The 26,163-nt window shown below is 37.7% G+C and carries 22 protein-coding genes; 18 read left to right on the top strand and 4 right to left on the bottom strand.

Features of this window, described 5'->3' with window-relative positions:
- Nucleotides 1-137 precede the first annotated feature (137 nt).
- Both ISU02_RS13470 and ISU02_RS13465 read left to right on the top strand, forming a co-directional pair.
- Entirely contained in the window at nt 138-473 is a 336-nt protein-coding gene (locus ISU02_RS13470; protein WP_228727823.1) for a PadR family transcriptional regulator, read from the top strand.
- Between the two features lie 10 nt (nt 474-483).
- The gene (locus ISU02_RS13465; RefSeq protein WP_194702368.1) at nt 484-1,203 is read left to right on the top strand and encodes a hypothetical protein; all 720 of its coding nucleotides are present in this window, start codon (nt 484-486) and stop codon (nt 1,201-1,203) included.
- A gap of 80 nt (nt 1,204-1,283) precedes the next feature.
- Here the strand turns inward: ISU02_RS13465 and ISU02_RS13460 are convergent, their stop codons facing one another.
- Entirely contained in the window at nt 1,284-1,787 is a 504-nt protein-coding gene (locus tag ISU02_RS13460; protein ID WP_194702367.1) for an SEC-C metal-binding domain-containing protein, read from the bottom strand.
- Between the two features lie 149 nt (nt 1,788-1,936).
- Between ISU02_RS13460 and ISU02_RS13455 the strand changes: the two genes are divergently transcribed.
- From ISU02_RS13455 to ISU02_RS13445, 3 genes are all read left to right on the top strand, one after another.
- Nucleotides 1,937-3,448 carry a carboxypeptidase M32 gene (locus ISU02_RS13455; RefSeq protein WP_194702366.1) on the top strand — a complete coding sequence of 504 codons (1,512 nt, stop codon included), beginning with the start codon at nt 1,937-1,939 and terminating at the stop codon, nt 3,446-3,448.
- Nucleotides 3,449-3,483: 35 nt separating this feature from the next.
- Nucleotides 3,484-4,710: a 6-phosphofructokinase gene (locus ISU02_RS13450; RefSeq protein WP_194702365.1), complete on the top strand. Its 1,227-nt coding sequence runs from the start codon at nt 3,484-3,486 to the stop codon at nt 4,708-4,710.
- Between the two features lie 302 nt (nt 4,711-5,012).
- Nucleotides 5,013-6,374 carry an aldehyde dehydrogenase gene (locus ISU02_RS13445; protein ID WP_194702364.1) on the top strand — a complete coding sequence of 454 codons (1,362 nt, stop codon included), beginning with the start codon at nt 5,013-5,015 and terminating at the stop codon, nt 6,372-6,374.
- Between the two features lie 141 nt (nt 6,375-6,515).
- On the opposite strand, the gene ISU02_RS13440 is transcribed toward ISU02_RS13445, so the two are convergent.
- Both ISU02_RS13440 and ISU02_RS13435 read right to left on the bottom strand, forming a co-directional pair.
- Entirely contained in the window at nt 6,516-7,208 is a 693-nt protein-coding gene (locus ISU02_RS13440) for a response regulator transcription factor (RefSeq protein ID WP_194702363.1), read from the bottom strand.
- A gap of 8 nt (nt 7,209-7,216) precedes the next feature.
- Nucleotides 7,217-8,647, bottom strand: a complete 1,431-nt coding sequence (locus ISU02_RS13435; RefSeq protein WP_194702362.1) for a sensor histidine kinase — start codon at nt 8,645-8,647, stop codon at nt 7,217-7,219.
- A 196-nt stretch (nt 8,648-8,843) separates the two neighbouring features.
- Between ISU02_RS13435 and ISU02_RS13430 the strand changes: the two genes are divergently transcribed.
- The 5 genes from ISU02_RS13430 to ISU02_RS13410 all read left to right on the top strand — a co-directional run bounded on the left by ISU02_RS13430 (nt 8,844) and on the right by ISU02_RS13410 (nt 15,816).
- The gene (locus ISU02_RS13430) at nt 8,844-9,785 is read left to right on the top strand and encodes an alpha/beta fold hydrolase (protein ID WP_194702361.1); all 942 of its coding nucleotides are present in this window, start codon (nt 8,844-8,846) and stop codon (nt 9,783-9,785) included.
- Nucleotides 9,786-10,009: 224 nt separating this feature from the next.
- On the top strand, nt 10,010-10,945 hold the full coding sequence (locus ISU02_RS13425; protein WP_194702360.1) for a hypothetical protein: 936 nt from the start codon (nt 10,010-10,012) through the stop codon (nt 10,943-10,945).
- A gap of 24 nt (nt 10,946-10,969) precedes the next feature.
- Nucleotides 10,970-11,926 (top strand): OmpA family protein, encoded by a 957-nt coding sequence (locus tag ISU02_RS13420; protein WP_194702359.1) that lies wholly within the window; start codon nt 10,970-10,972, stop codon nt 11,924-11,926.
- A 290-nt stretch (nt 11,927-12,216) separates the two neighbouring features.
- Entirely contained in the window at nt 12,217-14,889 is a 2,673-nt protein-coding gene (locus ISU02_RS13415; protein ID WP_194702358.1) for a phosphodiester glycosidase family protein, read from the top strand.
- Nucleotides 14,890-15,315: 426 nt separating this feature from the next.
- Nucleotides 15,316-15,816: a DUF1062 domain-containing protein gene (locus tag ISU02_RS13410; protein ID WP_194702357.1), complete on the top strand. Its 501-nt coding sequence runs from the start codon at nt 15,316-15,318 to the stop codon at nt 15,814-15,816.
- 92 nt (nt 15,817-15,908) lie between these two features.
- Here ISU02_RS13410 and ISU02_RS13405 read toward each other — a convergent pair whose 3' ends face one another.
- Nucleotides 15,909-17,399: a sensor domain-containing diguanylate cyclase gene (locus ISU02_RS13405; protein WP_194702356.1), complete on the bottom strand. Its 1,491-nt coding sequence runs from the start codon at nt 17,397-17,399 to the stop codon at nt 15,909-15,911.
- A 188-nt stretch (nt 17,400-17,587) separates the two neighbouring features.
- On the opposite strand from ISU02_RS13405, the gene ISU02_RS13400 reads away from it, so the two are divergent.
- The 8 genes from ISU02_RS13400 (at nt 17,588) to ISU02_RS13365 (ending at nt 25,909) form a co-directional block, all read left to right on the top strand.
- Nucleotides 17,588-18,598 carry a hypothetical protein gene (locus tag ISU02_RS13400; RefSeq protein ID WP_194702355.1) on the top strand — a complete coding sequence of 337 codons (1,011 nt, stop codon included), beginning with the start codon at nt 17,588-17,590 and terminating at the stop codon, nt 18,596-18,598.
- A gap of 73 nt (nt 18,599-18,671) precedes the next feature.
- Complete coding sequence (locus ISU02_RS13395) at nt 18,672-19,982, top strand: serine/threonine protein kinase (RefSeq protein WP_194702354.1); 1,311 nt, start codon at nt 18,672-18,674, stop codon at nt 19,980-19,982.
- 52 nt (nt 19,983-20,034) lie between these two features.
- Nucleotides 20,035-20,712 (top strand): vWA domain-containing protein, encoded by a 678-nt coding sequence (locus tag ISU02_RS13390; RefSeq protein WP_194702353.1) that lies wholly within the window; start codon nt 20,035-20,037, stop codon nt 20,710-20,712.
- A gap of 5 nt (nt 20,713-20,717) precedes the next feature.
- Nucleotides 20,718-22,487 carry a protein phosphatase 2C domain-containing protein gene (locus ISU02_RS13385; RefSeq protein WP_194702352.1) on the top strand — a complete coding sequence of 590 codons (1,770 nt, stop codon included), beginning with the start codon at nt 20,718-20,720 and terminating at the stop codon, nt 22,485-22,487.
- Nucleotides 22,488-22,680: 193 nt separating this feature from the next.
- On the top strand, nt 22,681-23,379 hold the full coding sequence (locus ISU02_RS13380; protein WP_194702351.1) for a PrsW family intramembrane metalloprotease: 699 nt from the start codon (nt 22,681-22,683) through the stop codon (nt 23,377-23,379).
- Between the two features lie 55 nt (nt 23,380-23,434).
- Nucleotides 23,435-23,887: a MarR family winged helix-turn-helix transcriptional regulator gene (locus tag ISU02_RS13375; protein WP_194702350.1), complete on the top strand. Its 453-nt coding sequence runs from the start codon at nt 23,435-23,437 to the stop codon at nt 23,885-23,887.
- Between the two features lie 201 nt (nt 23,888-24,088).
- Nucleotides 24,089-25,324, top strand: coding sequence for an aminopeptidase (locus ISU02_RS13370; protein ID WP_194702349.1), 1,236 nt, complete (start codon nt 24,089-24,091; stop codon nt 25,322-25,324).
- A gap of 9 nt (nt 25,325-25,333) precedes the next feature.
- On the top strand, nt 25,334-25,909 hold the full coding sequence (locus tag ISU02_RS13365) for a GNAT family N-acetyltransferase (protein WP_207736310.1): 576 nt from the start codon (nt 25,334-25,336) through the stop codon (nt 25,907-25,909).
- Nucleotides 25,910-26,163: the final 254 nt, after the last annotated feature.

The raw sequence follows: 26,163 nt of genomic DNA, 5'->3' as shown, positions 1-26,163 counted from the left end.
ACCCCAATGATGGCTGTTTTGTTTATTATTAATCGTTTATTTTATAATCGTTTAAATATTTGCTTGACATCCAAAATGTTTTTGTATACCATATATTTAGCAACGCTAGGTATATGGTGTTGTAAAGGAGGTAGCACTTGAATAGCATTCATCAGCAACTCAAAAAAGGCGCTTTAGAAATTATGGTCTTAAAAATCATAAGCGAAGAAGATGTCTATGGATATGAGCTCATAAAAAAGTTAGAGCTCTATAGCGAGCAGTATTTTTCTCTTAAAGAGGGTTCTTTATACCCCATATTGTATAGATTGGAAGATAAAAAGATGCTTGAAAGCTATCAAAAGTCATTTGAAGGCGAGAGACGTGTGCCGCGGAAATATTATCATATAACGCAAGTCGGTATAGCGTGGCTTGAAAAAGCAACGGAAGAGTGGTTTTTTTTCCAATCTAAAGTAGAGACAATTTTGAAGAGATGAGGAGGTCAAAGTGAAAATTAGAGCATTTGAAAGCTATGTGAATCAAGTTATAAATCAAATTCCGGCGTCCTATAAAGTGAAGAAGAGAATTAAAATGGATTTGTTGGAAGCGCTATACGCTCAGGCTGATGCAACTGGTTTAAAAGATCCGGTAGAAATGATGGGACCGGTGGTGGAAGTTGCAAGGGAGTTCACAGAAAATTTATCGAAAGACCAGATTAGGAAGGACTTCTATCCATATGAATATAAGAGTGTTACGCATGTATTTGGCATGCCACTGATACATGTAATCAGTGGCAAATTTGGAACTGCAATTGGGGTGATTGCCATTGGGCCCAAATCCATTGGATTGGTCAGTGTTGGCGGCATAGCACTGGGTATAATCAGTTTTGGGGGCTTTTCGGCTGGCCTGATAACACTTGGCGGCATGGCTTTAGGTTACTATTTGGCAATTGGCGGTATGGCCATATCAAAAGTAGCGGCAATCGGCGGCCTTGCAGTGGCGCACACTTTGGCGATTGGTGGTCTTGCAATATCAAAAGAGGTTGCAATAGGTGGACAAGCTTCTGGTGTATTAATGGGGTATACGGAGACTTTTAAGGCGATTTCAGGTAAAGAGACCTTTGCTTTCCGATTGCCTGATCAAGTTGATGCATTCATGCTTAAATTTGAAAATCTTTACCCTAGAATGAGTTTGCTTTTAAAGGGATTCATAAAACTCATTTTATGACCCCTATTATGATCTACGTAAAAAAAGCTTATCCCAGTGTGTGATAATACTGGTGATAAGCTTTTTTAAAAGTCCTAAGACTATTTATTTAAGCAGCATTTTTTATATTTCTTACCACTGCCACATGGACAAGGGTCATTTCGGCCAATTCTTTCCTCAATGCGTACGGTAACGGAATCGCCATAAGCTCTTTTGATCTCTTTTTGTTTTTCTTTTGTCAAGATGTCATCCCATGCAGGAATTGTATAAAGCCATTCTGCTTTAGCTTTGTGCATGTTGAAATAAAGTTTTTCAAAATCAATTGAAATTTCAAAAGCACTTTCCTCGGTAAGTTTTTCAAGATCGAGTTCTGTTTCAAGGCTTGTGTTGATACCATCTAAAAATCCTAGACATAAAACGGGCTCAAGATCGTGTTCTTTACTGAAGTCTGCAACAGTACTACTGATTTGAGTTGTTTTATTTTCTAAAATCACCTCGTAGATCGATTTCTCTTTCGATAGATATTCATTCCAAAAAGCATCTGATTGTGCTTGATTTATGCCATTACCTTCTAGTATTGCATTCCATGAGTCATACAATGTCATATTGAATCTCCCTTCATTAAAATTCCAAAAATAAGTTTATCACAGAAATTAAATGGTTTCAACTTTTATATTTTTTGGTATAATCGTAGAGTACACTATACAATTTATAGCATAGGGATATTTTCATCCGATTGAAGGGAGCAGGGGCGATGGCGATTCATTCTATTCATGACGCAATACATAGATTCGAAGAATCACAAAGTAAAATTAAAGCTTTGAATTATGCGACATCTATGTTGTTTTGGGATGCATCAACAGGTGCACCTAAAAGTGGTGCTGATGCTAGAAGTAAATCTATAGGAACGATGAGTGGTTTTTTATATCAATTGACTGTAAATGAACAAATCAAAGAAGACTTGACACTATTGATGGCAAATCTGGAGTCACTTGATGAAATCAAACGTGTCTCAGTGATTGAAGCCAAAAGAGAATATGATAAACTCACGAAGATTCCAATGGATGAATTTCAAGCCTATAATGAGCTCGTTTCCAAATCTGCAATGGTTTGGGAAGAGGCTAAAGAAAAATCTGATTTCAAGATGTTTGAGCCTTATTTAGAAAAGGTTATCAACATGCTTTTGAAATTTGCTGATTACCGTGGATTCGAAGGTCATCCTTATAATTTATATATTGATGATTTTGAACCGGGGATGTCAGTGGATCAACTAAATGTTTTTTTTGACACATTAAGAGCAAGAGTAGTCCCTCTACTTCAAAAAATCATGGATAAAAAAAGAGAAATCCCAACAGACTTCTTAAAGAAAAACTATCCGAAAGACTTACAGGATCAGGTTTCAAGGCAACTTTTGAGCCTTATGAAATTTGATTTGGAAAGAGGCCTGCTCAAAGAAAGTGTGCACCCCTTTACAATGGGCGTTGACATTGATGATGTGCGATTAACCACACATTATTATGAAAACGACTTGGCATCAGCCATGCTGAGTACAGCTCATGAGGGTGGACATGCAATTTACGAACAGAATATCGATCGTAAATTGCAACAGACGTTGCTTGCAACAGGGACATCCAATGGTATTCATGAATCTCAATCTAGGCTCTACGAGAATAATTTTTGCAAAAGCCATGCATTTATTTCGTATTTCCTACCGTATCTTAAGTCTGTTTTTCCTGAACAATTGAAAGAAGTTGGCGTGGAAACCTTCTATAAGGGACTCAACAAAGTTGAACCCTCATTGATTAGGATTGAAGCAGACGAATTGACTTACTCGCTTCATATTATGATCAGATACGAAATTGAACTGGGATTAATTGATGGTACCATTAAAGTCAGTGAACTTCCGAGCGTTTGGAACCAAAAAGTTAAAGACTATTTAGGCATTGTACCAAGTAATGATGCCGAGGGCGTTCTACAGGACGTACATTGGTCAGAAGGCTTATTTGGGTATTTTCCTACTTATGCACTTGGAAGTGCTTATGCCGCTCAAATTGCACATTATATGGGCAAGGAGATCGATATTGAAGATTGCCTTTCAAAAGGCGATTTTGAACCGTTGACAAAGTGGTTAAATAGTAAAGTTCATCAATATGGTGCCTTAAAAAAACCAAATGAGTTAATTGAGCTAATTACAGGAGAGCGTTTAAATTCTAAGTATTACTGTGACTATTTAGAAGAAAAATTTTCGAAGGTTTATGAGCTGTAAACCTCGGATAAGAATTGTGATTAGGAGGAAATAATATGAGTCAACAAGTATTAAAAGGTAATTTATTAGTCGCACAAGGTGGCGGTCCAACTGCAGTTATTAATCAATCTATGGTGGGCGTTGTACTTGAAGCGAGAAGATATGCTCAAGTGGAAAGAATTTACGGCGCAGTACATGGCGTTGAAGGCATTGTAAATGAAGAGTTTATGGATTTGACTAGAGAGACCGTTGCCAATCTTGAAGCGGTTGCGGCGACACCATCATCAGGGCTATTATCCACACGTGTTAAACCGACACCAGAGTTTTGTAAAAAAATGTTTGAATCTATGAAAGCACATAATATTAGATTTTTCTTCTATATTGGTGGCAATGATTCATCAGATACAGTAAGAATTGTCAACGAAGAAGCTCAAAGTCAAAATTATGAATTTAGAGCAGTTCACATTCCAAAAACAGTGGACAACGATCTTGTAATCAATGATCATACGCCTGGATTCGGTTCAGCAGCAAGATATGTTGCTTCTGCATTCGCAGGCATCAACTATGACAACAGAGCACTAGCAGGTGTTTATATTGGCGTCATCATGGGTAGACATGCTGGGTTTTTAACAGGTGCTTCTGCACTGGGTAGAGTTTTTGAAGAAGATGGTCCACATTTGATCTATTTTCCAGAAAGACCGTTTATCATTGACAACTTCCTTGCTGATGTTAAGAATGTCTATGAAAAATATGGCAGATGTATCGTGGCAGTTTCTGAGGGTATTCAAGATGAAACAGGTGAAGCCATTGTGACGAAGCTTCAAGATAATGTTGAGAGAGATGCACATGGTAATGTACAATTATCAGGAACAGGCGCTCTTGGTGATTTACTTGTTGCTGAAGTTAAAGCGAAACTTGGCATTGGCAGAGTTAGAGCGGATACTTTAGGTTATATGCAAAGATCTTTCCTAGGCTGTGTGTCTGATACAGATCAAAAAGAGGCGAGAGAAGTTGCTGAAAAGGCAGTTCAATTTGCTTTAATTGACAATTTAGATGGTTCAGTGGTCATGGAGAGAACAGGTGATTATGCAGTGGGATACAGATTGGTAGACCTTAAAGAAGTGGCTGCCAAGACGAAGCATATGCCAGAAGAATTTATGAATGCAGAAGGCAACAATGTAACGGAAGCATTTATTAAATATGCTAGACCATTAATTGGATCAGATTTTAACCCAGGGGCAAAATTAAGAGCGCCAATGGTTGAAAAAATATTGAACAAATAACATGAATCACCTAAAATAGAGGTGAAATTTGTTGTAATTTATAATTTGCAAGCGTTTAAAGGACTCAATTGATTTTTTAATGAAATTCAATTGGGTCTTTTTTTGTCTTTTTATGTGAAATGATGCAACGACTTATGTGAACCTCTACACATTTTAGGGACTATAATTTTGAACGATAATTTGAAATAAATATTGAGGATAGACATTCTTAAAATTTAAGAGGATAATATTAAGTATGAGGGTATGAACTTATAGTCATAGAAACCATAATTTTGAAATGTTAGCATAGAGGAGGCCAGTAGATGAAAGTACTCTTTAAACAACAACAGAATTTTTTTAAAAGCGGATTAACACGATCGGTGCAATTTAGAAAAAATCAACTGACGAAGCTTAGAGAAGGCATTCAGCTTCATGAAAAGGAAATATTAGAGGCGCTTCAAAAGGATCTTGGAAAACCTCACTTTGAGGGCTACGCCACAGAAGTGGGATTTGTACTTGAGAGTATTTCATATATGATTAAGCATGTTGCAGAGTGGTCTAAAGATCAGCAGGTTAAAACCCCAATACATCAGCCTATGGCAAAGAGTTATTTTAAATATGATCCCTATGGAACGGTTTTGATTGTAGCGCCTTTTAATTATCCGTTTCAACTTCTGATAGAGCCCATGATTGGCGCAATGGCGGCAGGCAATACTGTGATCTTAAAGCCTTCTGAGTACACCCCTCACACAGAAGCGGTGATTTTAAAATTAATTTCCAAGCTATTTGATCCCAATTATATAGCAGTGGTCACAGGGGGTCGTGAGGCGACAACGACACTGATCAACTTGCCGTTTGATTATATCTTCTTCACAGGGAGTGTTCCCGTTGGCAAGGTCGTTATGAAAGCTGCTGCGGAAAACTTGGTACCAGTGACACTTGAACTCGGTGGGAAAAGTCCTGTCATAGTTCACAAAGATGCCAATATTAAAGTAGCTGCAAAGCGCATTGCTTGGGGAAAGTTCATGAATGCTGGACAGATCTGTGTGGCGCCAGACTATGTATATGTTCATAAATCACAAGAAAAGGCACTCATTGACGAACTGACCAAGGTGCTTGTTGAGTTTTATGGTATTGCACCGATAAAGAGCCCTGATTATTGCCGCATTGTAAATGAACGCCATTTTGATCGCATTACAGCGCTTATTGACCACAGTAAAGTCATTATTGGCGGGCAGTATGATCGATCAGAACGATTCATTGCGCCAACGGTTATGAAGGACGTCAATTGGTCAGATGATGTCATGAAAGATGAGATTTTTGGACCGGTACTTCCAATTTTACGCTATGATAATTTAGAAGAAGTGATTGATCAAGTGAGATCACATCCCAAACCACTGGCATTCTATGTCTTTTCAGAAAACGAAAAGATACAGGAATTGCTTGTGGAACAGATTGCTTTTGGTGGCGGTTGCATCAATGACACAGTTTCTCATGTGGCATCATCCTTGTTGCCATTTGGTGGGGTTGGCAACTCCGGTATGGGTTCCTATCACGGTCATGACAGCTTTTTGACCTTTTCACATCGCAAAAGCATCTTAAAGAAATCGACGAAGTTTGAATTGCCGTTGATCTACCCACCTTATAAGAACAACATAAAATGGGTTAAAAAGATCATGAAATAAAAGATCATAAAATAAAAAATTATGAAATAGTGGATAAGACAATCGCCTGTGTTCAGTTTAAGCAAATCACATAACTGAATACAGGCGATTTTTTCTATGTCTATATTGCCTAGTCCCCTAAGAAAACGGGGCAGTAGAACCTTAAACGATTTTATAGCCAACGCCCCAAACCGTTTCAATAAAAGTTGTGTTCGGCGAGACGACTTCAATTTTTTCCCTAATGCGCTTCACGTGCACAGTGACTGTAAATGCATCTCCCAATGAATCATATTTCCACACGCGCTCATAAATTTCTTCTTTTGAGAATACGCGGCCTCTGTTCTTCGCTAGAAGGACGATGATTTCAAATTCTTTCGGCGTCAGATCCAATTGTTCACCCATTACTGAAAAAGTCTTGGTCATTTCGTTAATGACCATATCACGGATGATGATATTGGAATCGTCATATGAACCTTCTTGAGCTGATTTCATCTTTTGATAACGTCGAAGATGTGCTTTGACTCTGGCGATGAGTTCACTGGTGCTAAAGGGTTTTGTCATGTAATCATCCGCACCGACACCTAGACCGAGAACGATATCCATGTCTTGATCTTTTGCAGAGATGATGATGATGGGTACATCTTTGACCGATTGAATACGCTTGCAAATGTCGATACCATTGCCCTGTGGCAGCATTAAGTCTAAGATGATGAGGTTGACATTTTCAAGCATGGGAATAATCTTTGTTAAGTCGCCGGTTGCTTCAATTGCCACTTCATAACCGTTGATTTCCAGATAGTCCTTTTGAAGACGTGCAATGCTTTGATCATCTTCAATAATGAGTATTTTTTCCATATTTTCTCCTATTCTTCGTCATAAGCCATTAATCGGATTGAGACGGTTAACCCTTTAGAGTCATTACTATATGCACTTATGCGACCACCGTGTGATTCAATGATATCTTTACAAATACTGAGGCCGATACCACTGCCTTTGATGTTAAGGTTTCTAGACTTATCGGATCTATAAAAGCGTTCGAAGACCTTGTTGAGGTCATCTTCATTAAGGCCGATACCATTATCTGAAATATTGATAAAGACGCCATCATCATCTTGGTTCGCCAAAATGATGATTTCAAGGGGATCGCTACTCCTGTATTTAATGGAGTTGCCGATGATGTTGATAAAGACACGCATGAGTTTTTCAGGATCGGCAAGAATGTGCGTATCTTTGATGATGTAGTGAAGCGATAAACTGCCCCCCATTTTTTTAACGTCCGATTCAAGTGCATCTAAACAATCGTATAAGAAATTTCTGAGGTTGATCTTTTGACGATTGAGCTGGATACCCTGTTGATCATATTTGGCGATTACAGATAGATCGTTTACCAGACTTTCAATCATATAAGTTTTTGCTTCAATGGTATCCAAGTATTCCTTCTGCATGATTTCCGTTCGTGCAACGCCATCTTTTAGGCCTTGTATATAGCCTCTAATCGAAGTAATTGGCGTCCTTAAATCGTGCGATATATTGGCGATGATTTCTTTCTTCTCAAGTTCCAGTGTCTGTTGTTTTTCCACAGATTGCTTTAGGGATTGTCTCATGCGCTCAATACTGCTTGCGAGTTCATCGAAGTCATCGTTCTCATAGTATTCAAGATTGGCGTTGAGATTGCCTCGACCAATTTCGTTTGTGGTGAAGGTTAACTTGCGAATACTGCGTTTAAGCGGGTTTGAAATCCATGACAGAATAATGGAGAGCACTGCCACATTGAATACGGCATAGAGCATTAAGAATACGCGCTCAGACAGAGAGTAAGCCATGTCCAATCTCGTGCTGTCAATTAAAAGTTTGACATCGATAGAGGTGGCATTGGGGCGATCATAATGATGATGCTGAAGTGAATATTTTGCCTGAGGGGCATTCTCCAGATGACCTTCATATAGGATTTTCTCAAAAATATTATTGTATTGAATTTGATCGGAATATGAAGAATAATAAAGTGTGTCGTTTTCATAAACTTCAATGATCAAAAAGGAGGAACTATAAGCTTCGGATTCGCTTCTGAACTGCTCGCTTAAAAAAAACTCCGGGGTGTTGGCATATGGTGTAACGAATTCTTCAAAATCACGGGACACCTTTGAGAAATTGTTGAAGATATCATAATAGGTGTCGAAGAAATGAATGAAATTCAGATTGTCGCTTAGAAAATTAGTAGTGACCATAGTTGTTGCAATTGCAGGGATCACAATGATTAGAATGAGCGAGATGATAAATTTAGTTCTTATTTTCATGATTACCTCATTTATATTTCAAAATTGATCAGCGAAAGTCGCTTTACTGGATGGCTCCTTCTATTATATTATAACATCCTGTCATTTTTCTAAATGAAAAATTACAAATTAATAAATAAATCAAGTATTCACAAAGAATTTGACTTTTAAAAAATGCTATAATGAATCATATGTCATGTAAATGAGGAGAATTTCGATGTTCCGAAAAAAAGAAAGCCAAGCTCTAACTTTAAGAGAAAGACATTACAAATACGTGTTGGATGAAGATTTTAAATACTATGATGCATTTATAAGCAAACGGATTTATGAAACGGCTGTGATTAAAGGTCATGAAGTGCGTTATATAGAAATGGGATCTGGTCCATTGCTCTTGATGCTACCGGGTTCTACAGGGAAAGCCATGTCCTTTTATGAGTATATAGAAGGCCTTTCTACTGAATTTAGAACAGTTGCCATAGATTATCCAGTGGTTGAATCACTAGATGAAATGAGAGCTGTATTGATTGAATTCACACAGTTCATCTTGAAGCAAGGTGAAAGGGCTTATATTGTTGCAAATTCATTTGGCACGGTGATTCTTCAGGAAGTGTTGATAGAACGACCGGATTTGTTTGAACAGATTTATTTCGTCCATGGCATGAGCAAAGATAAAAGCATTTCTAAAAAAACAATTCAGTTACACCAACGCTCTATTAAAAGTTTCTTAAAATCGGTTACGTTCCTCAATTATGATCGTTTTCAGAAAAGGTTCAGCAAGAGAATTAGAAAGAGTATTGATATTTGCCCGGACAACATCAGCAGGAGACTTTTCTGGGAGGGATTTTTTGAAGAGATGATCTACAGCACAACTCAAAGCGAGATGATTTCGAATTATAAGTTTATAAAAGATTTTTGGGATCATAGAGTATATGATACGACGATGTTTGAAAGTGTAACTCAACCCGTCTTTATTATTGAATCCTTCAGAGATATGGAAGCGGAACTTCCTGAGAAGTTGGCACTCTGTTCATTATTTAAGACATCTGAGCTCTTTAAATTAAGTGGTGATGCCAATCTATCGCTCATTAAAAATAGAGACGCGATTATTCAATTTATTGTGGAAAAAAAATTGGAGCATATGGCAAATCAGAATGTTTGAAGCCCCTCTATCAGGCTCGTTTTTTTTGAAAAAGAAGTGGATTATGAATTATTAAAAAAAACTTAAATTAATATTATGATTCATTTACAGAGCACTATTTAGATTTTATTATGGTAACATTGTATTAGAGATCCCTTATTTTAAATCACGACTTGAACGCAGAAGGGCGCGCATCAATAATGTTGAACTGATATTTGTAAAATGAAACTTAGGAGGTAAAGATTATGATTCAAATGATACTAAGTATGAATCCAATTGGCCAGTTGATTATTGGTGTAATTGTGATCATTCTGTTATTGACGATTGTGGCACTTTTTAGAATAAAGGCAAGATATCTTGGCCTTATATACGACATGACTGAGCATGAAAATCGAAACAATGCGGTGTTTAAAAATGAGATCAACAATGCTATTGTGGATGATTTTAAATCTGCACAAAGTTTAAAAATTCAGGAAGTGAACACACCGGCTATTATTGATAAAAATATTAATCAATTTTTAAGTAAAACACTCTTAGCAGAGCGATTTGCTCAGAGATCTTCGGCACTTATGATCGTTTTAGGATTAGTGGGGACTTTTTTCGGTTTGACACTTTCTATTTCCGAGCTCGTATCCCTTTTGAGCAACACAAATGAGGCGATTATAGGCGATGTCAATATGATTACAGGCGGCCTGCTGAGCTCTATAAATGGCATGTCTGTGGCGTTTGTAACCTCATTATTTGGGATTACTGCATCTATTTTGGTCAATCTTCTGACCATTGTATTTGGCATTCATGAAACTCGAGAAAGTTACATTGCCGTGTCTGAAGAATATTTAGACAATGTTTTAGGCCTCAAAATTCAAGACTTGACTCATACGGATGAAAACGGGAAAACACCTCTTGAAAATGCATTTGAAGCACTTGGGGAGCAACTTACGAAGAGCTTAGATGACGTTTCACAGCAAATGAGCTATCGTTTGACGGTTGCGTCTTCGAACATGAAGGATACTGCAGAAACCATTGAGAAAAGTCTTGCTACATTTGATCAATCCATTCAGACTTTCTCTCAAAATACGAGAGATTTTTCAGAGTTCAACCATCATTTAAAGACAAATATTCAAAGGATGTCTGTGGCATTTGAAGATTTAACTGAGGGTATCAAGGCCAATCAAAAGTAAGCTTGAAATTTTAAGGAGGAACATATGAAAGCGAGAAAAAGACGCATTCATCAGGTTGACCAAGAGAATTTCTGGCCTTCTTTTACAGACATGATCTCCACGATTGCCATTATTTTATTCTTCGTCATGTTTTTGATGTACATCAATAACATTGTCACTGGCAAGAACTTGGAATTCATGAAAAAAGATCTTGATGATACGCAGAAGCAATTAGAAGCGAGTAAACTAGAAATCAGCCAAGCCCAAGAAAATTTGAGACTTTTAAAAATTGAGTTGGACAGTACCATGGCAGAAGTTCAACAGGGCCAAATTGCACTTAAACTATCGCAAGAAGAGATTGATGCTCAAAAGCAAATTATCGCCAGCAGCAATCAAGAGCTCGGCAATTTGAGACAAAAGCTTCAAGGGATAGCTGTTTTGAGATTAGATGTGCTCACAGCGGTGAAAGACAGCATAGAGACGAATATTGGCAAAACGAACTCAGCAGGTGAGCCACTTGTGACAATAAGTGATACAGGTAACATTGTCATCAATGAAAGTTTAGTGTTCGATACGGATTCTTATGTGATCAAGCAAGGCGGTAAGGCTTTATTGGACCAACTTGCAAAATCTTTTGAAGATGTTTTGAAGAATCCCGAAATTAGAGCGAGTATAGATTCCATTAATATTCAAGGACACACAGATGAACGCGGTTCTGGCACTTACAACAGAGAGTTAGGTTCCAAAAGGGCAACGGCTGTTGTGAACTATCTGATGACTTCCAATCCAAACCTTGAGAATCAATTTGGGAAGTACTTCTTGGCAAGTTCGTTTTCTGAATACAGAAAAGTGGTTGCTGGTACAACCGAGGAGGCTTACGCACAAAATAGAAGAATTGAAATCAGTGTGATTTTAAAGGATTCACATATTCAAGATGTCATCAACGATTACTTGCAAGAATCCTTAAAGGCTTTCGAAAATGTACAGAATCCTGGACAATAAAACAAGTTTAGATTGCAGAGCATAATTTAGGTTACAGAGCATAATTGTATAAAATAGTGCATTTAAAGGTGCATACTTCAATGTCAACACATGGAGTATGCGCCTTTTTATTAAAGCAACAAGTTATGAAGTGAAAGATTTTTTAAGACTTTAATCGGGAAAGACAACCATAAAAATTGTCATTAACTCGTAATCAGAAATTCATTGAGAGGACACAATAGAGCGGTATAATATAAGAGATTATAACACGAGGCAATTCAGCTAGATTAGAGACATTTGGAGAGGTAATTATGAAAAGACGTGTGAGTTTATTATTGGTGGTTATGGTGCTTTTATCGCAATGTTTGGTATTTGCGGACTATGTTACAATTTATGAAACGGAAAGCGAAATAGAGTATTTGGCAGATGGTGTTACAAAGCAAACACTTATGAAATATACGAATGAGGGTTGGTTAAATATCAATGTTGTCAGAGTAGATCTCAGGAAACAGATGGATTTAACGGTTTTGACAGATGAAAAACTGTCCAGCAGAGATACACTATCTCATTTACTTGAAAAAAATAATGCAGATCACTCGGTTGTTGCAGCAATCAACAGTGATTTTTTTGACACTGCGAACAATACGACCATGGGGAATTTGGTGCTGGATGGCAAAGTGCTTACAACGAGTGTGGGATCCAACGAATTTGCATCCTTTAATGTGACGAAGGATAATGTGCCTTATATTGGCTATATAAACTCTCCGAATAACAGTTTTACCAATGGCATTTACACACAGAAACTCACTTACATCAACAAGCCCTATCTGTCCTATGATCGCAGCATTCTCTTTACCTCGGATTGGGCATTGCAGTCTTACGGGAAAACTTTGGATATCGATATTTTGGAAATACTCGTTCAAAAGGATCGAATCAAGGAAATTAGAAGAAAGGGAGATCCTTTTACAATTCCGGAGGATGGTTATGTCATCGCTTGCGTAGGCAATGACATCAACTCAGCTTTACAAAACTTCAAAATGGGTGATATCATCACGGTAAACTATGATGTCAATTTTAGGTTTATGGATTTGAGTGTCGGTGGCGGTGCGCAAATTGTTTCAAATGGCAAAGTTTTAGAAGTTTTTTCTCAAAATATTAGCGGCAAACATCCCAGAACGTCAGCAGGTATCTCCAAAGATCGAAAAGAGTTGATTATGGTGACGATTGATGGTCGAAGCAGTTCTTTTAGAGGGGTTACACAGACGGAACTCGGCAATATTATGATTGGTCTGGGCGCCTATGAAGCCATCAATTTAGACGGTGGTGGTTCTACGCAAATGGTAGTTCAATCGCCGTGGGAAACAAAACCAACAACTGTAAATTCGCCTTCTGATGGCAGTGAAAGAAAGATGTACACAGGACTTGCTGTGACAAAAATTTTATCTTCTGATCCAGTGCTACTTCAAACGAAGATTGATCTGGATAGCCCTAACCTCGTATTGGGTACTCAAACACCGATTGCCCTTAAAGCGATTGACTCCAATTATGTCCCAGTGGCAGTGGATCAGGACAATGTTAGCTGGACCTTGTCTGGTATTGAAGGCCGTATTGAAAATGGTGTTTTGACGCCTCAATCTGAAGGAGAAGGTGTTTTAAAAGCGATTTATCAGGGACATAGTGCGACATTTAAAATTCGTGTTTATGATAATGCCGTAAAGCTCAATGTTTCCCCATCAATTATCAAGGTGGATAAAAATGAGATCAAGCCATTGGCCTTCTCAGTGACGACAAATGATGGCAAAACGATTGATCTTTCCAAGGATTCTGTCAAAGTGACCATTCCAAATCTGGTTGGAACTTACGACTATGAATCGGGCAGTCTCATAGCAGGCAGTGAAGCGCAACAAGCTCTGGCTCAATTCGAGTTTAATGGTTTGGTAACTTATATTCCTGTGGCAGTTGGCACACAAAAGGTAACCTTGGCAAGTTTTGAAAATGAAACGGGAAAATTTATGGGTTATCCTGCAACAGTAACCGGTAAGTACAGGGAAATTCCAGTGCCTAAAAATGGATTGCAATCGGGGATTTTGGAGTATGATTTTACCGGATCATCGGATACAAGGGCGGCTTATGTGGCGTTCAATACACCCCTTGAACTGCCGGATAATACACAATCAATAGGTATGTGGGCTTTTGGAGATTTTGGAAACGATCATTGGTTAAGGGGTAAGATTGTGGATGCTGTGGGTGCAACGACAAACATCACTTTTGCCAGACACGTGGATTGGCAGGGATGGCAGTATGTCAAGGCAGAATTGCCAAGCAATATGGTTTATCCACTTCAACTCAGTAGAGTCTACTTGGTAGAAACAGATGGTGCTTTAAAAGACAGTGGCACCATTTTGATGGATGATATCACTGCAATCGTGGGACAAAATATCATCGTGAAGGCTCCTGAAAACATCACCAAAATAAAGGCACTTTCTTCGTATAGTATCCCTGATGCGCTCAAAAGCAAGGCATTGAAGTTTGTGTTTAGCGATCTTAAGAATGATTTACTGGCTTCATACAATCAAATCGTTCTCAAAGACAATAAGGCGAAGATGCGTATAGAGGAACAAGAAGGGGCATGGGTCATTCATATGAATAATGTGGGTTCAAGCATTAGAACAAATGACTATACCCAATGGACGAAACTCATAAACTTTGCTCAAAACAACGTACAAAAACCAGTGATTGTCGTGATGAATGATGTGAATAAATATAATGATGTCTATGAAGGCGATTTGTTGATTAAACAAATGGGCAAGATAAAAGCCCAAGGTGTAGATGTGGCGGTTGTCTATCCGACCACCAATCCAGATTATGATATCAAAGTCAACAATGGCATCACTGTGATTCGTGTGCCAAGAGTTAAAACGGAATTGTACGGTTTATCAGTGGCGGCAGATCAATCCAAATTATATTTTGAAATTATAAAGTAAGGCTCGTGGTGAAAGTGGCAATTCATAACAAATAAGTTACAAAAGAAGGTGTTCTATGGACATCTTCTTTATTTTGAGATAGCATAATGATGAGCTGTCAAAGTTTATTTCGATGAAATGATCTGATTTGACAAGATGATAAAATAGGAAGATAGGAGTATTTATGACACCTTCAATGAACTAATCCGGCGCAATAGAATAAGCATGAGCCCCCTTATCCGTAAGGGTTATTAAGTGTGCTTAGAGGGATTAGTTTTATAGAGTAACACACAATGCCTCTAGGTCTAATAGGAGGATTAGTCTATGAGAGACCCAATATCACTGATTATAATGGACACTTTATAATCAGGAGGTATGAATAGATGCAGATAACCGAATATTCGATTGAGTTTGTACCTCTGTCAATCATGAGAAGAGGTATAAAAGATGATAAAATCGAAACATATAAATTGGGTTATCCAAACAAGTGGCGTTTCAGAAGTAGAACGCTATTGCCACAATTGTGGTCAAAAAGTGATCTTTAAGGATTCACTTGTGAGAAGACAAAATGCAAACGGCAAAAACATACATCACTTTGCCATTTATAAATGTGATCGCGGTCATACGTGGAATAAAAAAATAGAGCAATTTAAAGTCAAAGGAGATTTGGAAAATAAAAAAGATTTTTTGACGTCAACTGAAACCACCTCAGAGCATGGGGAGATTATAATTGATAAACTTCTTTCTGAAGGGTATGAAATACTTGAAATCTCAGTTCGAAGTGATATGAAAATAAGAGTGGACAAGGTGCTCGCCCAGTGTATCTCAGATCGATCACGCACACAGTTAAATGTGTTTTTTGAGCGAAACGATGTGACAGTTAACAATAAAAATGTAAGTGGATGTTTTAAAGTTTATCAAGATGCCGTGATCAGAATTAGATTATAATTCAAAGGGCTACTTTACAATGAATAAAATCATTTTAAAGTAGCCCTTTTTTAGGTTTTAGATGTTGAATGAATATGGATGAACATGAGGACTTAGTAGGTTCTTGCGAATTGATTCTTGCCCTTTGCCTTTGCCCTATAAAGTGCGGTGTCTGCTTGGTGAATAAACATGCCGCGTGAAGTGGTTAAATCTGGGATCACAGCATTGACGCCGCCACTGATGGAAATATAGCCATAATCGCTGAGTTTATGTGGTATTTTGAGGCTCCTAATATGTTCTAAAAGACCTTTTGAAATAGATTCAAGTGTTTCAATATCTTGATCATAATAGATGATGGCGAATTCTTCACCACCATATCTTGCAACCATTAAAGCTTGATCGCAGAAGTGAGCAATTTCATTGGCCAACAGAGATAAGGCGGCATCACCCTGAACATGTCCGTAAACATCGTTGTAAACTTTAAAATCATCCACGTCAAAGAGAATCAATCCAACGTATTTTTGTTCTTGAAACCCCTTTGAAATTAACTCATCCAATAAATCATCAAATGCAAAACGGTTATGGAGGCCTGTAAGTCCATCGTGTATAGCTCTGTATGCCAAGAGATTATTAGCCGTTTCCAGCTGGGTGTTAATGACTTTTAGGGAGGTATTTTTTTCTTCAAGGGATGTGGTGGTCTCAATTATGCGTTCATTCAATATATGAATATAAAAGAGAACGCCCATAAATAAAATCCAAAATAGCAAATTGACAATGGTCTGCGAATGAACCCAAAAGGAAAAACGATTTGTATAAAGCGATAAATCCACTTTGGCACTGAGGAAACAGTTGAGTTTATCAGAAAAATAATACACATATAAATCACGATCATCGATGATTTCAGTATTATAACCTGGATTTTCTCTTGCACTATCAAAAAGAATCATAAAGAGGTCATCTATTTTTTTATTGATTTGTGAAGGGGCAGAAGTGTTGGCCAATATGATGCCCTGGTCATTTATAGCAAGGGATTCAAAGTTGTCAGAAGATCGGTTCGTGAGCAATTTTGTGGTGAGATCTTCTAAATACAAATCTGTGCTCAAAACGCCCACAAGCTTATCTTGAACATAGAGTGGCGTACTGATGGCAATCACAGAATGATTGGAGATTTGATCCACATAGATGTTGGATATGAGGGTCCTGTTTTTTTCTAGGGCATCCTTAAACCAAGAGCGTTCTCTGGGATCGTAGCCTTCAGAAGGTATCCAATTTGTATTCGAAGTAAACTGGCCATCAAGAAATCCAATATAGGTTTCATGGACAAATTCAGATGAAAAGTTATATGCCAAATGTTTGTTTTCAGTAACGGTATAGTTGACCTCTGAAAGTGTCAATTGATTGAGCTGGCTCTTGATCAGATCGACATTGTCGACATAATCAAATAACCAATCCTCAAATATCTTAAGATCCGTTTTCATCATATTTACAAGATGTTCTTCTGTCCTCTGAACGGCTTCTGTTTTAAAAGAATGTATGTTATATACGTTGAGGATTAGCATTATCAATGCAAGGAATCTTATTGGATCTAGTTTTTTTTGTTTCATATGGGCACCTCTTATATCTTGGTCTCCAACACTATATTCTATTTACATTAATTCTTGAATGCACAAGGTTCTTTTAAAAGTAAGAATACGATTAAAAAACCGTAAGAAAAAATTAAGTCAATACTAAACTGTTGTTGGTAGCTGTTTGCTTAATACAAGCGTATCATGAAACTACAGAGGTGATGTCAATGCTGAATTTTAAATCTAAAACGCTTAGTGAGCAAGAGCTCATGACACAACTGAAAAAGGTTATAGAAAACTGTGACCGTGAAGATTTTAAAACGAAGAAATTTGTAGGGTTGCTTTATGATTATATACCCTATAATAATGGCTTAAAAACAAGGCTAGAACTGATTGGAAAAACAGGTTACATCGATGAAGTCATGAAACTTGGCAAAGATGCGGATAGCAACACCAAAAAGCTTGAGAGATTTTCCGTCCAGATTGCAAGTGAATATGGCTTTAGGCCAGAAATTATGATCAAAACATTTACACTCCTCGCAAAGACACTTAATCTACCGGTAAATTCGGAGCAGAGTGAAATTGCAAGAGATGGCAGTCAGATTATTACAAATACAATCAGAGGTAACTTTTCTAAAAATCACAGAAAAGAGGCTGTCATGCAGGAAGTTGTGAGGATGAATCCGGTAGATTCGCCTACTGTGGTGGAAAATAAAAAGGTTAGAAGCAGTGGACAGACGCGTGCAGTTAATCCCAAAAGGAGATGGCTCAGGAATAAAGGCAATTTATTTAAAATACTATTTTTCTTGTTTGCATTGACCGCTGGAGAGCTTTACTTAAATTACTATTTTGAAAATATACCCGTTGCCTTTCAAGCGCTTGAGTCCGTTGTTGTTTCATGGTGGCCCATGTTGATTGTGGCAAGTGTGTTGATAAGTTTAGTGGCACAACTGAGTTATAGAAAATTGAAAGTCAATTTGTGCAATTTCTTTCCAATTATCATGCTTATATTGCAACTTGTCGGTATTGTCTTTAAGGTGGAAGCGCCTGCCTTATACGAAAGTGCACAGCTGGCAATTCTTATGACATTGGCAGGGAGTTTTATTTTGACCACAGGATATGCAGTTAGATTGCCAAAAGGTGCAACAGATTTTATATCTCATAAAGCCATTTACAGTTATTATGCGACGGGCATTCTCTATTTTTTAGGACAATATTTAGTGAGGATATCTGTATGAGGCATAAGCAGATGAGGAGAAATCCATTAAATATGAGGAGGAAACCGTTTATTCGAAAGAGAGGAGCTTATTTATGTCAGATGTATTAAACAAAGGCGATAGTATATCGTCCAATACTAATCGGTATGAGGTGATTCAAGAAATAGGAACAGGCGGTCAAGGACATGTCTACAAGGTCAGAGGGAACGAAGGTGAATACGCTTTAAAATGGTATAACAAAACAGCATCCACACCAGAACAATACGAAGCGATTCAAATGCTAATCGAAAAAGGCAGCCCCAGCGAAAAATTCATATGGCCGCTGGCATTGTGTGAAGGTGAATCTCCAGATCACTTTGGCTATATCATGCCGCTGATTGACACTTCAAAGTACACTAAAATGTCACAGTATTTTGCAGGCGAAATACAAGTAAAGCGCTTTGAAGTCCTTATAGACGCTTGCATCAGATTAGCACATGGATTTAATGAACTGCATCTTAGTGGACTGTGCTATAGAGATATTTCCTTCGGCAATCTGTTTGTGAATTTTGAAACGGGTGATATTCGCATATGTGATAACGATAATGTCACTTTTGACAATTTGAAAGATACTGATGAAATTTGGGGAACAAGTGGATTTATGGCACCTGAAATCGTAAGAGGCGAAAGCGCACCAAGTTCTCAAACGGATTTGTTTTCACTGGCAGTTGTTATTTTCAGAATGCTCAATCTACAGCATCCACTTCAAGGTCAAAGAGAATATGAAATTGAAATTTCGGATGTTGAGTCAGAACGCATGCTCTATGGCACTCACCCCGTATTCATATACGACCCAATAGATGCAACCAATCGACCAGTCCCAGGCTATAAGGATATTGCTGAAGCTTACTGGCCTTATTATCCAGAAGAGATCAAATCACTTTTTACAGAGGCGTTCACAACGGGATTGCATGATCCACATCAAAGGATACGTGAATCCATCTGGATAAAAGCTTTAAGTCAACTGAGAGGACAAGTCACTTATTGTTATCACTGTGAGCATCAGATTTTCTATGATAAGACCATGGTGAAGCAGACTTCAAAATGTCCTAAATGTCATCACACAGTAAGGATATTACCCCTTAGGATGAAAGTTGGAAATCAGATCATAATGCTCAATCACGATTCGAGGATCTTTAAAAATCAGATAGATCCATCTTCAATTATGGATTATGATATTCAAGTTGCAAGAGTGGAAATTCATCCTAAACATCCAAGTGTGTGGGGACTCAGAAATCTTTCAAGCGATATCTGGACCTATACCACTGCTGAACAAGAGATTAGAGAAATTTCAAAAAATGGTGTCGTTCCAATCCGAGCAGGTCAAGAAATAAACTTTGGTGGATCGATCGCTATTATTCGATAGAAGAGGACCAAGAGAATACTCAAATAAAAGATGAAATAATAAGGAGGCTATTATGTCAATAGAACGTGAAGGTAAAATGGGTGCAAGAGATTTACATTTATTCTTTTTAATAGATGCGTCAGATTCCATGAGTTATGGTGGCAAGGCAGAAACGCTCAACAATGCCATAAGAGAGTCTATCCCACATATTAAAGAGATTGCAAAAGAAACAGAAGGGACAATTAAAATTCACGCACTTTCTTTTTCAACAGGTGCAAGGTGGATTGTGAGAAATGTAGACGTCAAAGATTTTTCTTGGGAAAACATTGTGACCAAAGGTGTCACAGACATGGGCCGCGGCTTCGAAATCCTCGCTGAAAAATTAGATACGGAATTCCAAGGGGCGAGAGGCTATCAACCTGTTATGATCTTACTATCCGATGGCCTGCCCACAGATGATTATGAACAGGGGCTTAAGAAACTTAAACAGACAAAGTGGGGCAGTAAGGCTATTAGAATTTCAATTGCAATTGGCTCAGAAACAGACATGGATGTTCTGCAAGATTTTATTGGCGATTCTTTCAGAGGGGAATTAAAACCATTACTCGCTAAAAATGCAAGTGACCTCAAAAATTACATCAGATGGGCATCCACAACGGTATCAACGGCATCCATCAATCCTGTTAAAAATACAATTCCACTGCCGCCCACGTTGGAATCAGAGATCAATGTAGAAGAATTGGATTGGTAAATGAAATGAAGAATTGGAAGGTGATGAGCCATAGTCAAACGGGCTCATCACATGTTAAAAGTCAAAAGCCAAATCAAGATGCATGCTTGTATAAGACATGTCCCACTTTTATCGGTGCTGTAAGTGATGGTCACGGCAGTATTGCACACGCCCGAAGTGATATTGGATCATCCTTAGCGGTGGCGTCTGCAATGGAGTCCATTGAATTTTTTCTCAATGAAAATACATTTGATTGTTTTAAAGCAGCTTATTTTAAAACAATTGAAAGTGCTCAACCACTTATGGAAACCGAAAAAATAGATGCCCTCAAGATACTAATTGCCAATGTGCTTCCTCATAAGATTGTTGCAAATTGGAGACAAAAAGTATTAATGCATCATGCTCAAAGTGAAAAAACAGAGCACGTGGACAGCGTGTTGGAGACATTTGACAGGGCCTATACCGAATCGGAAATTTATAAACTGTATGGCTGTACATTGCTCTGTGCATTTGAATACGATCAATATATGATCTTTTTGCAAATTGGAGATGGTTTAATTGGCATTTATGAACAAGAGGGCAAAGTCATTCATCCCATTTTAGAGGATGCAAGACATAAAGACAACATCACAACTTCAATTTCAGATTTCTATGCACCACTGGCATTTAAAACGGCAATCTATCCCTTCAGAGCATCCACTGAGTTTATTGCCTTGACCACAGACGGTGTGGAGAATGCCTACCCCAATAGTGCATCGGATTACATTTATTTTTATCATGCCGTCCACGGTTTAATTGTGGAGGCATTACCGGATTTGGAACAGTTGCTTGAACGCACGAGTCGTTATTCGGGAGATGATTCCACAGCCTTGATCCTATATAGGCCGTTGCAGTCTGAATCAGATTTTAAGCAGTCCGAATCAGATGCTAAAATGTACTCAGATGTGCAGCACAATGAGAAAAATGTTGAGGACGCTTCCATTTTATATGCAGGTGTTCCAGAAGGGTATGTTCCCATAGAACATTTGCTAAGCGATCCGATGAGCAGCAGTTTTTTGGAGATTGCAGGAGAACTCTGTTATTCATTCGATCAGTTTGAAGTTTCAGGATTTTGCATAGTTGGCTTGGCGCTTCAGGACATTTGGTATGATCCCATAGAGAATAGAATGTTACTGGTCAGTAAAATTTTAAGAGCGGCAACACCACAGATTATTTTGGAATCGAGAAAACTTTTGGCAGATCTGCTCTATCTCATTTACTATAAAGTATATCCTGCCTTTGAAGTAGCTCTTGTCGCTGAACCTCAACAACGCATTCTCATATTTGATGAAGCCTATGCAGAAGCACTTGAAAAGGCGTATACACCGAGAAAATGGATTCACACAGTGGACCAAATTAGGCAGGCAGCCCACTTTAATTACGAATGGGGCAAATTTAATTTTGACGGACAGATTGATCCTCATCCATTAAGCCTTACAACACAATTGGGTTCTTATGAGATCTTTCATGATAGTACGCTCTTTTTACATCAAATTTTGAAGTCTAAAAAAATAACAAACCATAAAATTGCCAAAGTAGTGGTTCATCCTAAAAGACCTCAAATTTGGGGGCTTCAAAACAATTCAAATCATGAATGGATACAGTATATAAAAGGCAATTCTACGCCTAGATATATCCCAAGGGGTAAAACAGCAACTCTAATTGAGAACAGTGTAATTTTTATGTACGGCATTCCAGTTAGAATTGTACCCAATATTGAGAAAGTGAGTTCATCCAAAGGGCTATCTCTAAAATGATTTTGAGTCATTTTGGAGAGGCTTTTTTTTTGATATAATAATATTATAATAGTAATGTAATTAAAATTGTGTGAGAAATGATTATTGGGGTATAATACTCATTATCCAACTTAAAATCACAAGATGAACAGGATAGGGGCTAAGCAATCATCGGTCACAATGCAAAATACGAGTAATAACACAGGAGAAATGTATGTACAATATTTTATTAATCGCTATTGGTCCATCTATAGCACTACTGCTCTTTTTCTATTTTATTGACCGATATGATCGGGAACCCTTGACACTGCTTGGAAAATTGTTTTTAGGAGGGATGGTAAGCGTTGTGCCCATTCTGCTTGTTGAGACGGGATTGATGGGTCTCAACTTTTTCCCAGGAATCATGGGAGCTGCTTATACTGCGTTTGTTGTGGCAGGTTTTACCGAAGAGTTTTTCAAGCGTTTTGTCGTTATGAAAATTGCTTTTAAGGATGAACACTTCAATGAACGTCTTGATGGCATCATATATTGTGTTTTTGTATCACTTGGAATGGCCACTGTCGAGAACATTTTTTACATATTTGGGAATGAAAATCCAATTTCAGTTGGGATTATGAGGGGTTTTATTAGTGTTCCCATGCATATGTTGTTCGCAGTAACAATGGGCTATTATCTTTCATTCGCTAAATTTACTACAGAGGAGGTTAGAAGAAAAAAATATCTAAAAATGACTTTATGGCGACCTGTTTTACTGCATGGTATCTTTGATTTTCTTTTGATGAGTGGACAGACTTTATTGACATTGGCTGCGATTCCATTTGTGCTGTGGTCATGGAAAGTCAATTTTATCAAATTGAAGAAGTACTACAACGATTCAAAAATGATGCAAAATATGGGCAATTTGGATGATTAAACAAAATGTATTTTGGTATATAAAAGAAAACATAAACTTAAAGGATGTGAATTGGGTGAAAAAACAAAATTATGAATTATTAACGGAGTATATGCTGAAACTCATGCCAACGATGAATAAGCGGTTTTTTAGAGATGATGAGGTTTTTAAATCAGAAGAGCTCTTCCCTTCGCATATACAAATTTTATTGGTTCTTTCGAATCACAAACAATTGACCATGTCACAAATTTCTAGACAAATCAATGTCATCAATTCTAATTTAACACCATTAGTGGACAAGTTAATCAAGTTTGGTTATTTGAAACGTCAACCCTACAAAAAAGATAGACGCGTTGTACACATTTCTTTAACGCCATTGGGGAAAACATTTGTTGAAAAACACAAAAAATATGTTGAATCACTCCTTGAAGAAAAACTGAGTGCACTTTCTGATGAGAAAGTAATTGAATTTGAAGAACATTTAAAAGCAGTATATGACACTGTTATCGAATGTTTGGGAGAAAAATAAAAGAGGCTCAGTCCATATTGAAACAGGGGACTTTAAAAGATGCATGTCGATAATTGATCAATAATAGCAGCTCTGTAATAGGGGTTTTATAATCCATGGGATAAGGGGATTTGAGTGGAGGCTATCTTAGCAAGAAAAATTTTGATATGATAGAAATAGGATTAATGTATTTTAATCCTAATTTTTTTTGAGAGGTGTTACATGTTTGAAAATAAACTTAAAAAATACGCTGAACTCCTTGTTAAAATTGGCGTCAATTTAAAGAAAAATCAAATTTTGGTGATTAGATCTCCTATTGAGTGTGCTGATTTTACTAGGATGGTCACTGAAATTGCCTATAGAGAAGGCGCGAGAGAAGTTGTCGTTTCTTGGGGCGATGAAAAATTGGATAAAATTAAATATACGATGGCACCAGATGAAATTTTCGATGAATTTCCAGAGTGGCAAAAGTGTTTCTATGTGGATTATGCGATGCAAGACGCGGCATTTCTAACCATTTCAGCATCAGATCCAGAAATCATGAAGGCCGTGGATACAGAACGCCTCATGAGAGCTCAAAGAGTAAGAGGTAATGCACTAACAACTTATAGGGAAAGAACGATGAACAACATCAACAGCTGGTGTGTGGCCTCAGTGCCCACTTTGGCCTGGGCTAAAAAGGTATTTCCCAATGTCTCAGAGCATATTGCCATAGAGAATTTGTGGGCGGCTATTTTCAATGCAGTCAGAGTGGACTCAGAAGATCCAGTGGCAGCTTGGGAACTTCATAAATCAGCACTAAAAAAGAATACGGACTACTTGAATCGAATGAATTTTAAAACCCTAAAATATAAAAATAGCATGGGAACGGATTTAACAATTGAACTTCCAGAGCATCATATTTGGTTTGGAGGATCGGATTTGACAAAAGAAGGTCATGAGTTTATTGCCAATATGCCCACAGAAGAAATTTTCACGGCACCAAAGAGAAATGGTGTTCATGGTAAAGTGGTGAGTTCGAAGCCACTTAATCTTGACGGTAACCTCATAGATGAGTTTGAATTGGTGTTCAAAGAAGGAAGAATAGTGGATTTCAGTGCAAAAGTGGGATATGAAGCCTTGAGTAATTTAATCAATGTGGATGAAGGTGCGCATTATTTAGGGGAAGTGGCGTTGGTGTCGTATGATTCTCCAATATCCAATTCAAATATTTTGTTCTATAATACTTTGTTCGATGAGAACGCCTCGTGTCATTTGGCCATAGGGAAGGCTTATCCCGTCTGTATCAAGGATGGCGATGAGATGTCTTCAGAGGACTTGATTAAAAATGGTATCAATGACTCCCTAGTGCATGAGGATTTCATGGTGGGGACGAGTGATTTAAATATTGTGGGCATTACGCAAGAAGGTGAAGAAATTTTAATTTTCAAAGAGGGTAATTTTGCAATACCTTCTTAGAGGTGGCTTATGATGATTAGAAAGGCAGAAAAAGACGATTACCTTGATGTGATTCCTCTTATAAAACTGGCAATTGGAGATATGGCCAACACCTATACTGGCTATCAAGATGAAGCTTTAATGGACAAGACTTTAAAGGCCCTTTATCTGGAAAAACAGTCTCGGTTCAGTTACGAAAATGTCTATATAGCATGTTTTGAAAATAAAATTGCGGGTCAAATAACCGCTTATCCCGCAGAAGTGATGGCAACACTCAACAGACATTTTGAAACCTATTTTAATCCTGACGCAGAAGATCGTGAGGCTCGTCTAAAGGCTTTGGTGGCTTCCAAAGAGGGATTTGAAGGCGAATATTATATTGACAGTTTGGCCGTTTACAAAGCCTATAGAGGCCTTGGATTTGCAAGTGATCTGATTCATGAAGTCGAAAGGATCGCATTCGATGCCGGCTATGACAAGTTGTCATTATTAGTGGCTTTAAACAATCCAAAAGCCGAAAGACTGTATGAAAAATTGGCCTTTAAATCAGATCAAATGGTGCAGGTTTTGGGGCATCCATATAAGCATTTGGTAAAACATATATGAATAGTAAATGGAGTCATTTCAATTGATAAGTTTTTGTAACGATTGAGTGATTCCATTTTTTTGAGGTATATATTTAAAAGATCAAGACATAAATATAAAAGGTGGTTAGCGTGAAAAATAAAGTAGCTCAAAATAAAAAAGGGCATACTTAATAAAGGTCTTTTAGGCCCTACAAAAATGAAGCTTTAGTCTAAGCCACGGAAATATCAGTTTCTTTTATTAGACCAAGGGAAATCAAAAGTTTTACAGCTTGC

Source organism: Fusibacter ferrireducens, assembly GCF_015352425.1.
GTDB lineage: Bacteria > Bacillota > Clostridia > Peptostreptococcales > Acidaminobacteraceae > Fusibacter_A > Fusibacter_A ferrireducens.
Note: the sequence above shows the minus strand (reverse complement) of the source record. Positions and strands in the feature narration are given on the sequence as shown.

What these genes read in the sequence shown, in the direction of transcription:
- ISU02_RS13405 (WP_194702356.1), bottom strand. Translation starts at nt 17,399, where the DNA reads ATGAAACAAAAAAAACTAGATCCAATAAGATTCCTTGCATTGATAATG.
- ISU02_RS13420 (WP_194702359.1), top strand. Translation starts at nt 10,970, where the DNA reads ATGAAAGCGAGAAAAAGACGCATTCATCAGGTTGACCAAGAGAATTTC.
- ISU02_RS13385 (WP_194702352.1), top strand. Translation starts at nt 20,718, where the DNA reads ATGAAGAATTGGAAGGTGATGAGCCATAGTCAAACGGGCTCATCACAT.
- ISU02_RS13370 (WP_194702349.1), top strand. Translation starts at nt 24,089, where the DNA reads ATGTTTGAAAATAAACTTAAAAAATACGCTGAACTCCTTGTTAAAATT.
- ISU02_RS13430 (WP_194702361.1), top strand. Translation starts at nt 8,844, where the DNA reads ATGTTCCGAAAAAAAGAAAGCCAAGCTCTAACTTTAAGAGAAAGACAT.
- ISU02_RS13380 (WP_194702351.1), top strand. Translation starts at nt 22,681, where the DNA reads ATGTACAATATTTTATTAATCGCTATTGGTCCATCTATAGCACTACTG.
- ISU02_RS13435 (WP_194702362.1), bottom strand. Translation starts at nt 8,647, where the DNA reads ATGAAAATAAGAACTAAATTTATCATCTCGCTCATTCTAATCATTGTG.
- ISU02_RS13445 (WP_194702364.1), top strand. Translation starts at nt 5,013, where the DNA reads ATGAAAGTACTCTTTAAACAACAACAGAATTTTTTTAAAAGCGGATTA.
- ISU02_RS13395 (WP_194702354.1), top strand. Translation starts at nt 18,672, where the DNA reads ATGTCAGATGTATTAAACAAAGGCGATAGTATATCGTCCAATACTAAT.
- ISU02_RS13425 (WP_194702360.1), top strand. Translation starts at nt 10,010, where the DNA reads ATGATTCAAATGATACTAAGTATGAATCCAATTGGCCAGTTGATTATT.
- ISU02_RS13460 (WP_194702367.1), bottom strand. Translation starts at nt 1,787, where the DNA reads ATGACATTGTATGACTCATGGAATGCAATACTAGAAGGTAATGGCATA.
- ISU02_RS13450 (WP_194702365.1), top strand. Translation starts at nt 3,484, where the DNA reads ATGAGTCAACAAGTATTAAAAGGTAATTTATTAGTCGCACAAGGTGGC.
- ISU02_RS13415 (WP_194702358.1), top strand. Translation starts at nt 12,217, where the DNA reads ATGAAAAGACGTGTGAGTTTATTATTGGTGGTTATGGTGCTTTTATCG.
- ISU02_RS13440 (WP_194702363.1), bottom strand. Translation starts at nt 7,208, where the DNA reads ATGGAAAAAATACTCATTATTGAAGATGATCAAAGCATTGCACGTCTT.
- ISU02_RS13365 (WP_207736310.1), top strand. Translation starts at nt 25,334, where the DNA reads ATGATGATTAGAAAGGCAGAAAAAGACGATTACCTTGATGTGATTCCT.
- ISU02_RS13455 (WP_194702366.1), top strand. Translation starts at nt 1,937, where the DNA reads ATGGCGATTCATTCTATTCATGACGCAATACATAGATTCGAAGAATCA.
- ISU02_RS13390 (WP_194702353.1), top strand. Translation starts at nt 20,035, where the DNA reads ATGTCAATAGAACGTGAAGGTAAAATGGGTGCAAGAGATTTACATTTA.
- ISU02_RS13400 (WP_194702355.1), top strand. Translation starts at nt 17,588, where the DNA reads ATGCTGAATTTTAAATCTAAAACGCTTAGTGAGCAAGAGCTCATGACA.
- ISU02_RS13410 (WP_194702357.1), top strand. Translation starts at nt 15,316, where the DNA reads ATGATAAAATCGAAACATATAAATTGGGTTATCCAAACAAGTGGCGTT.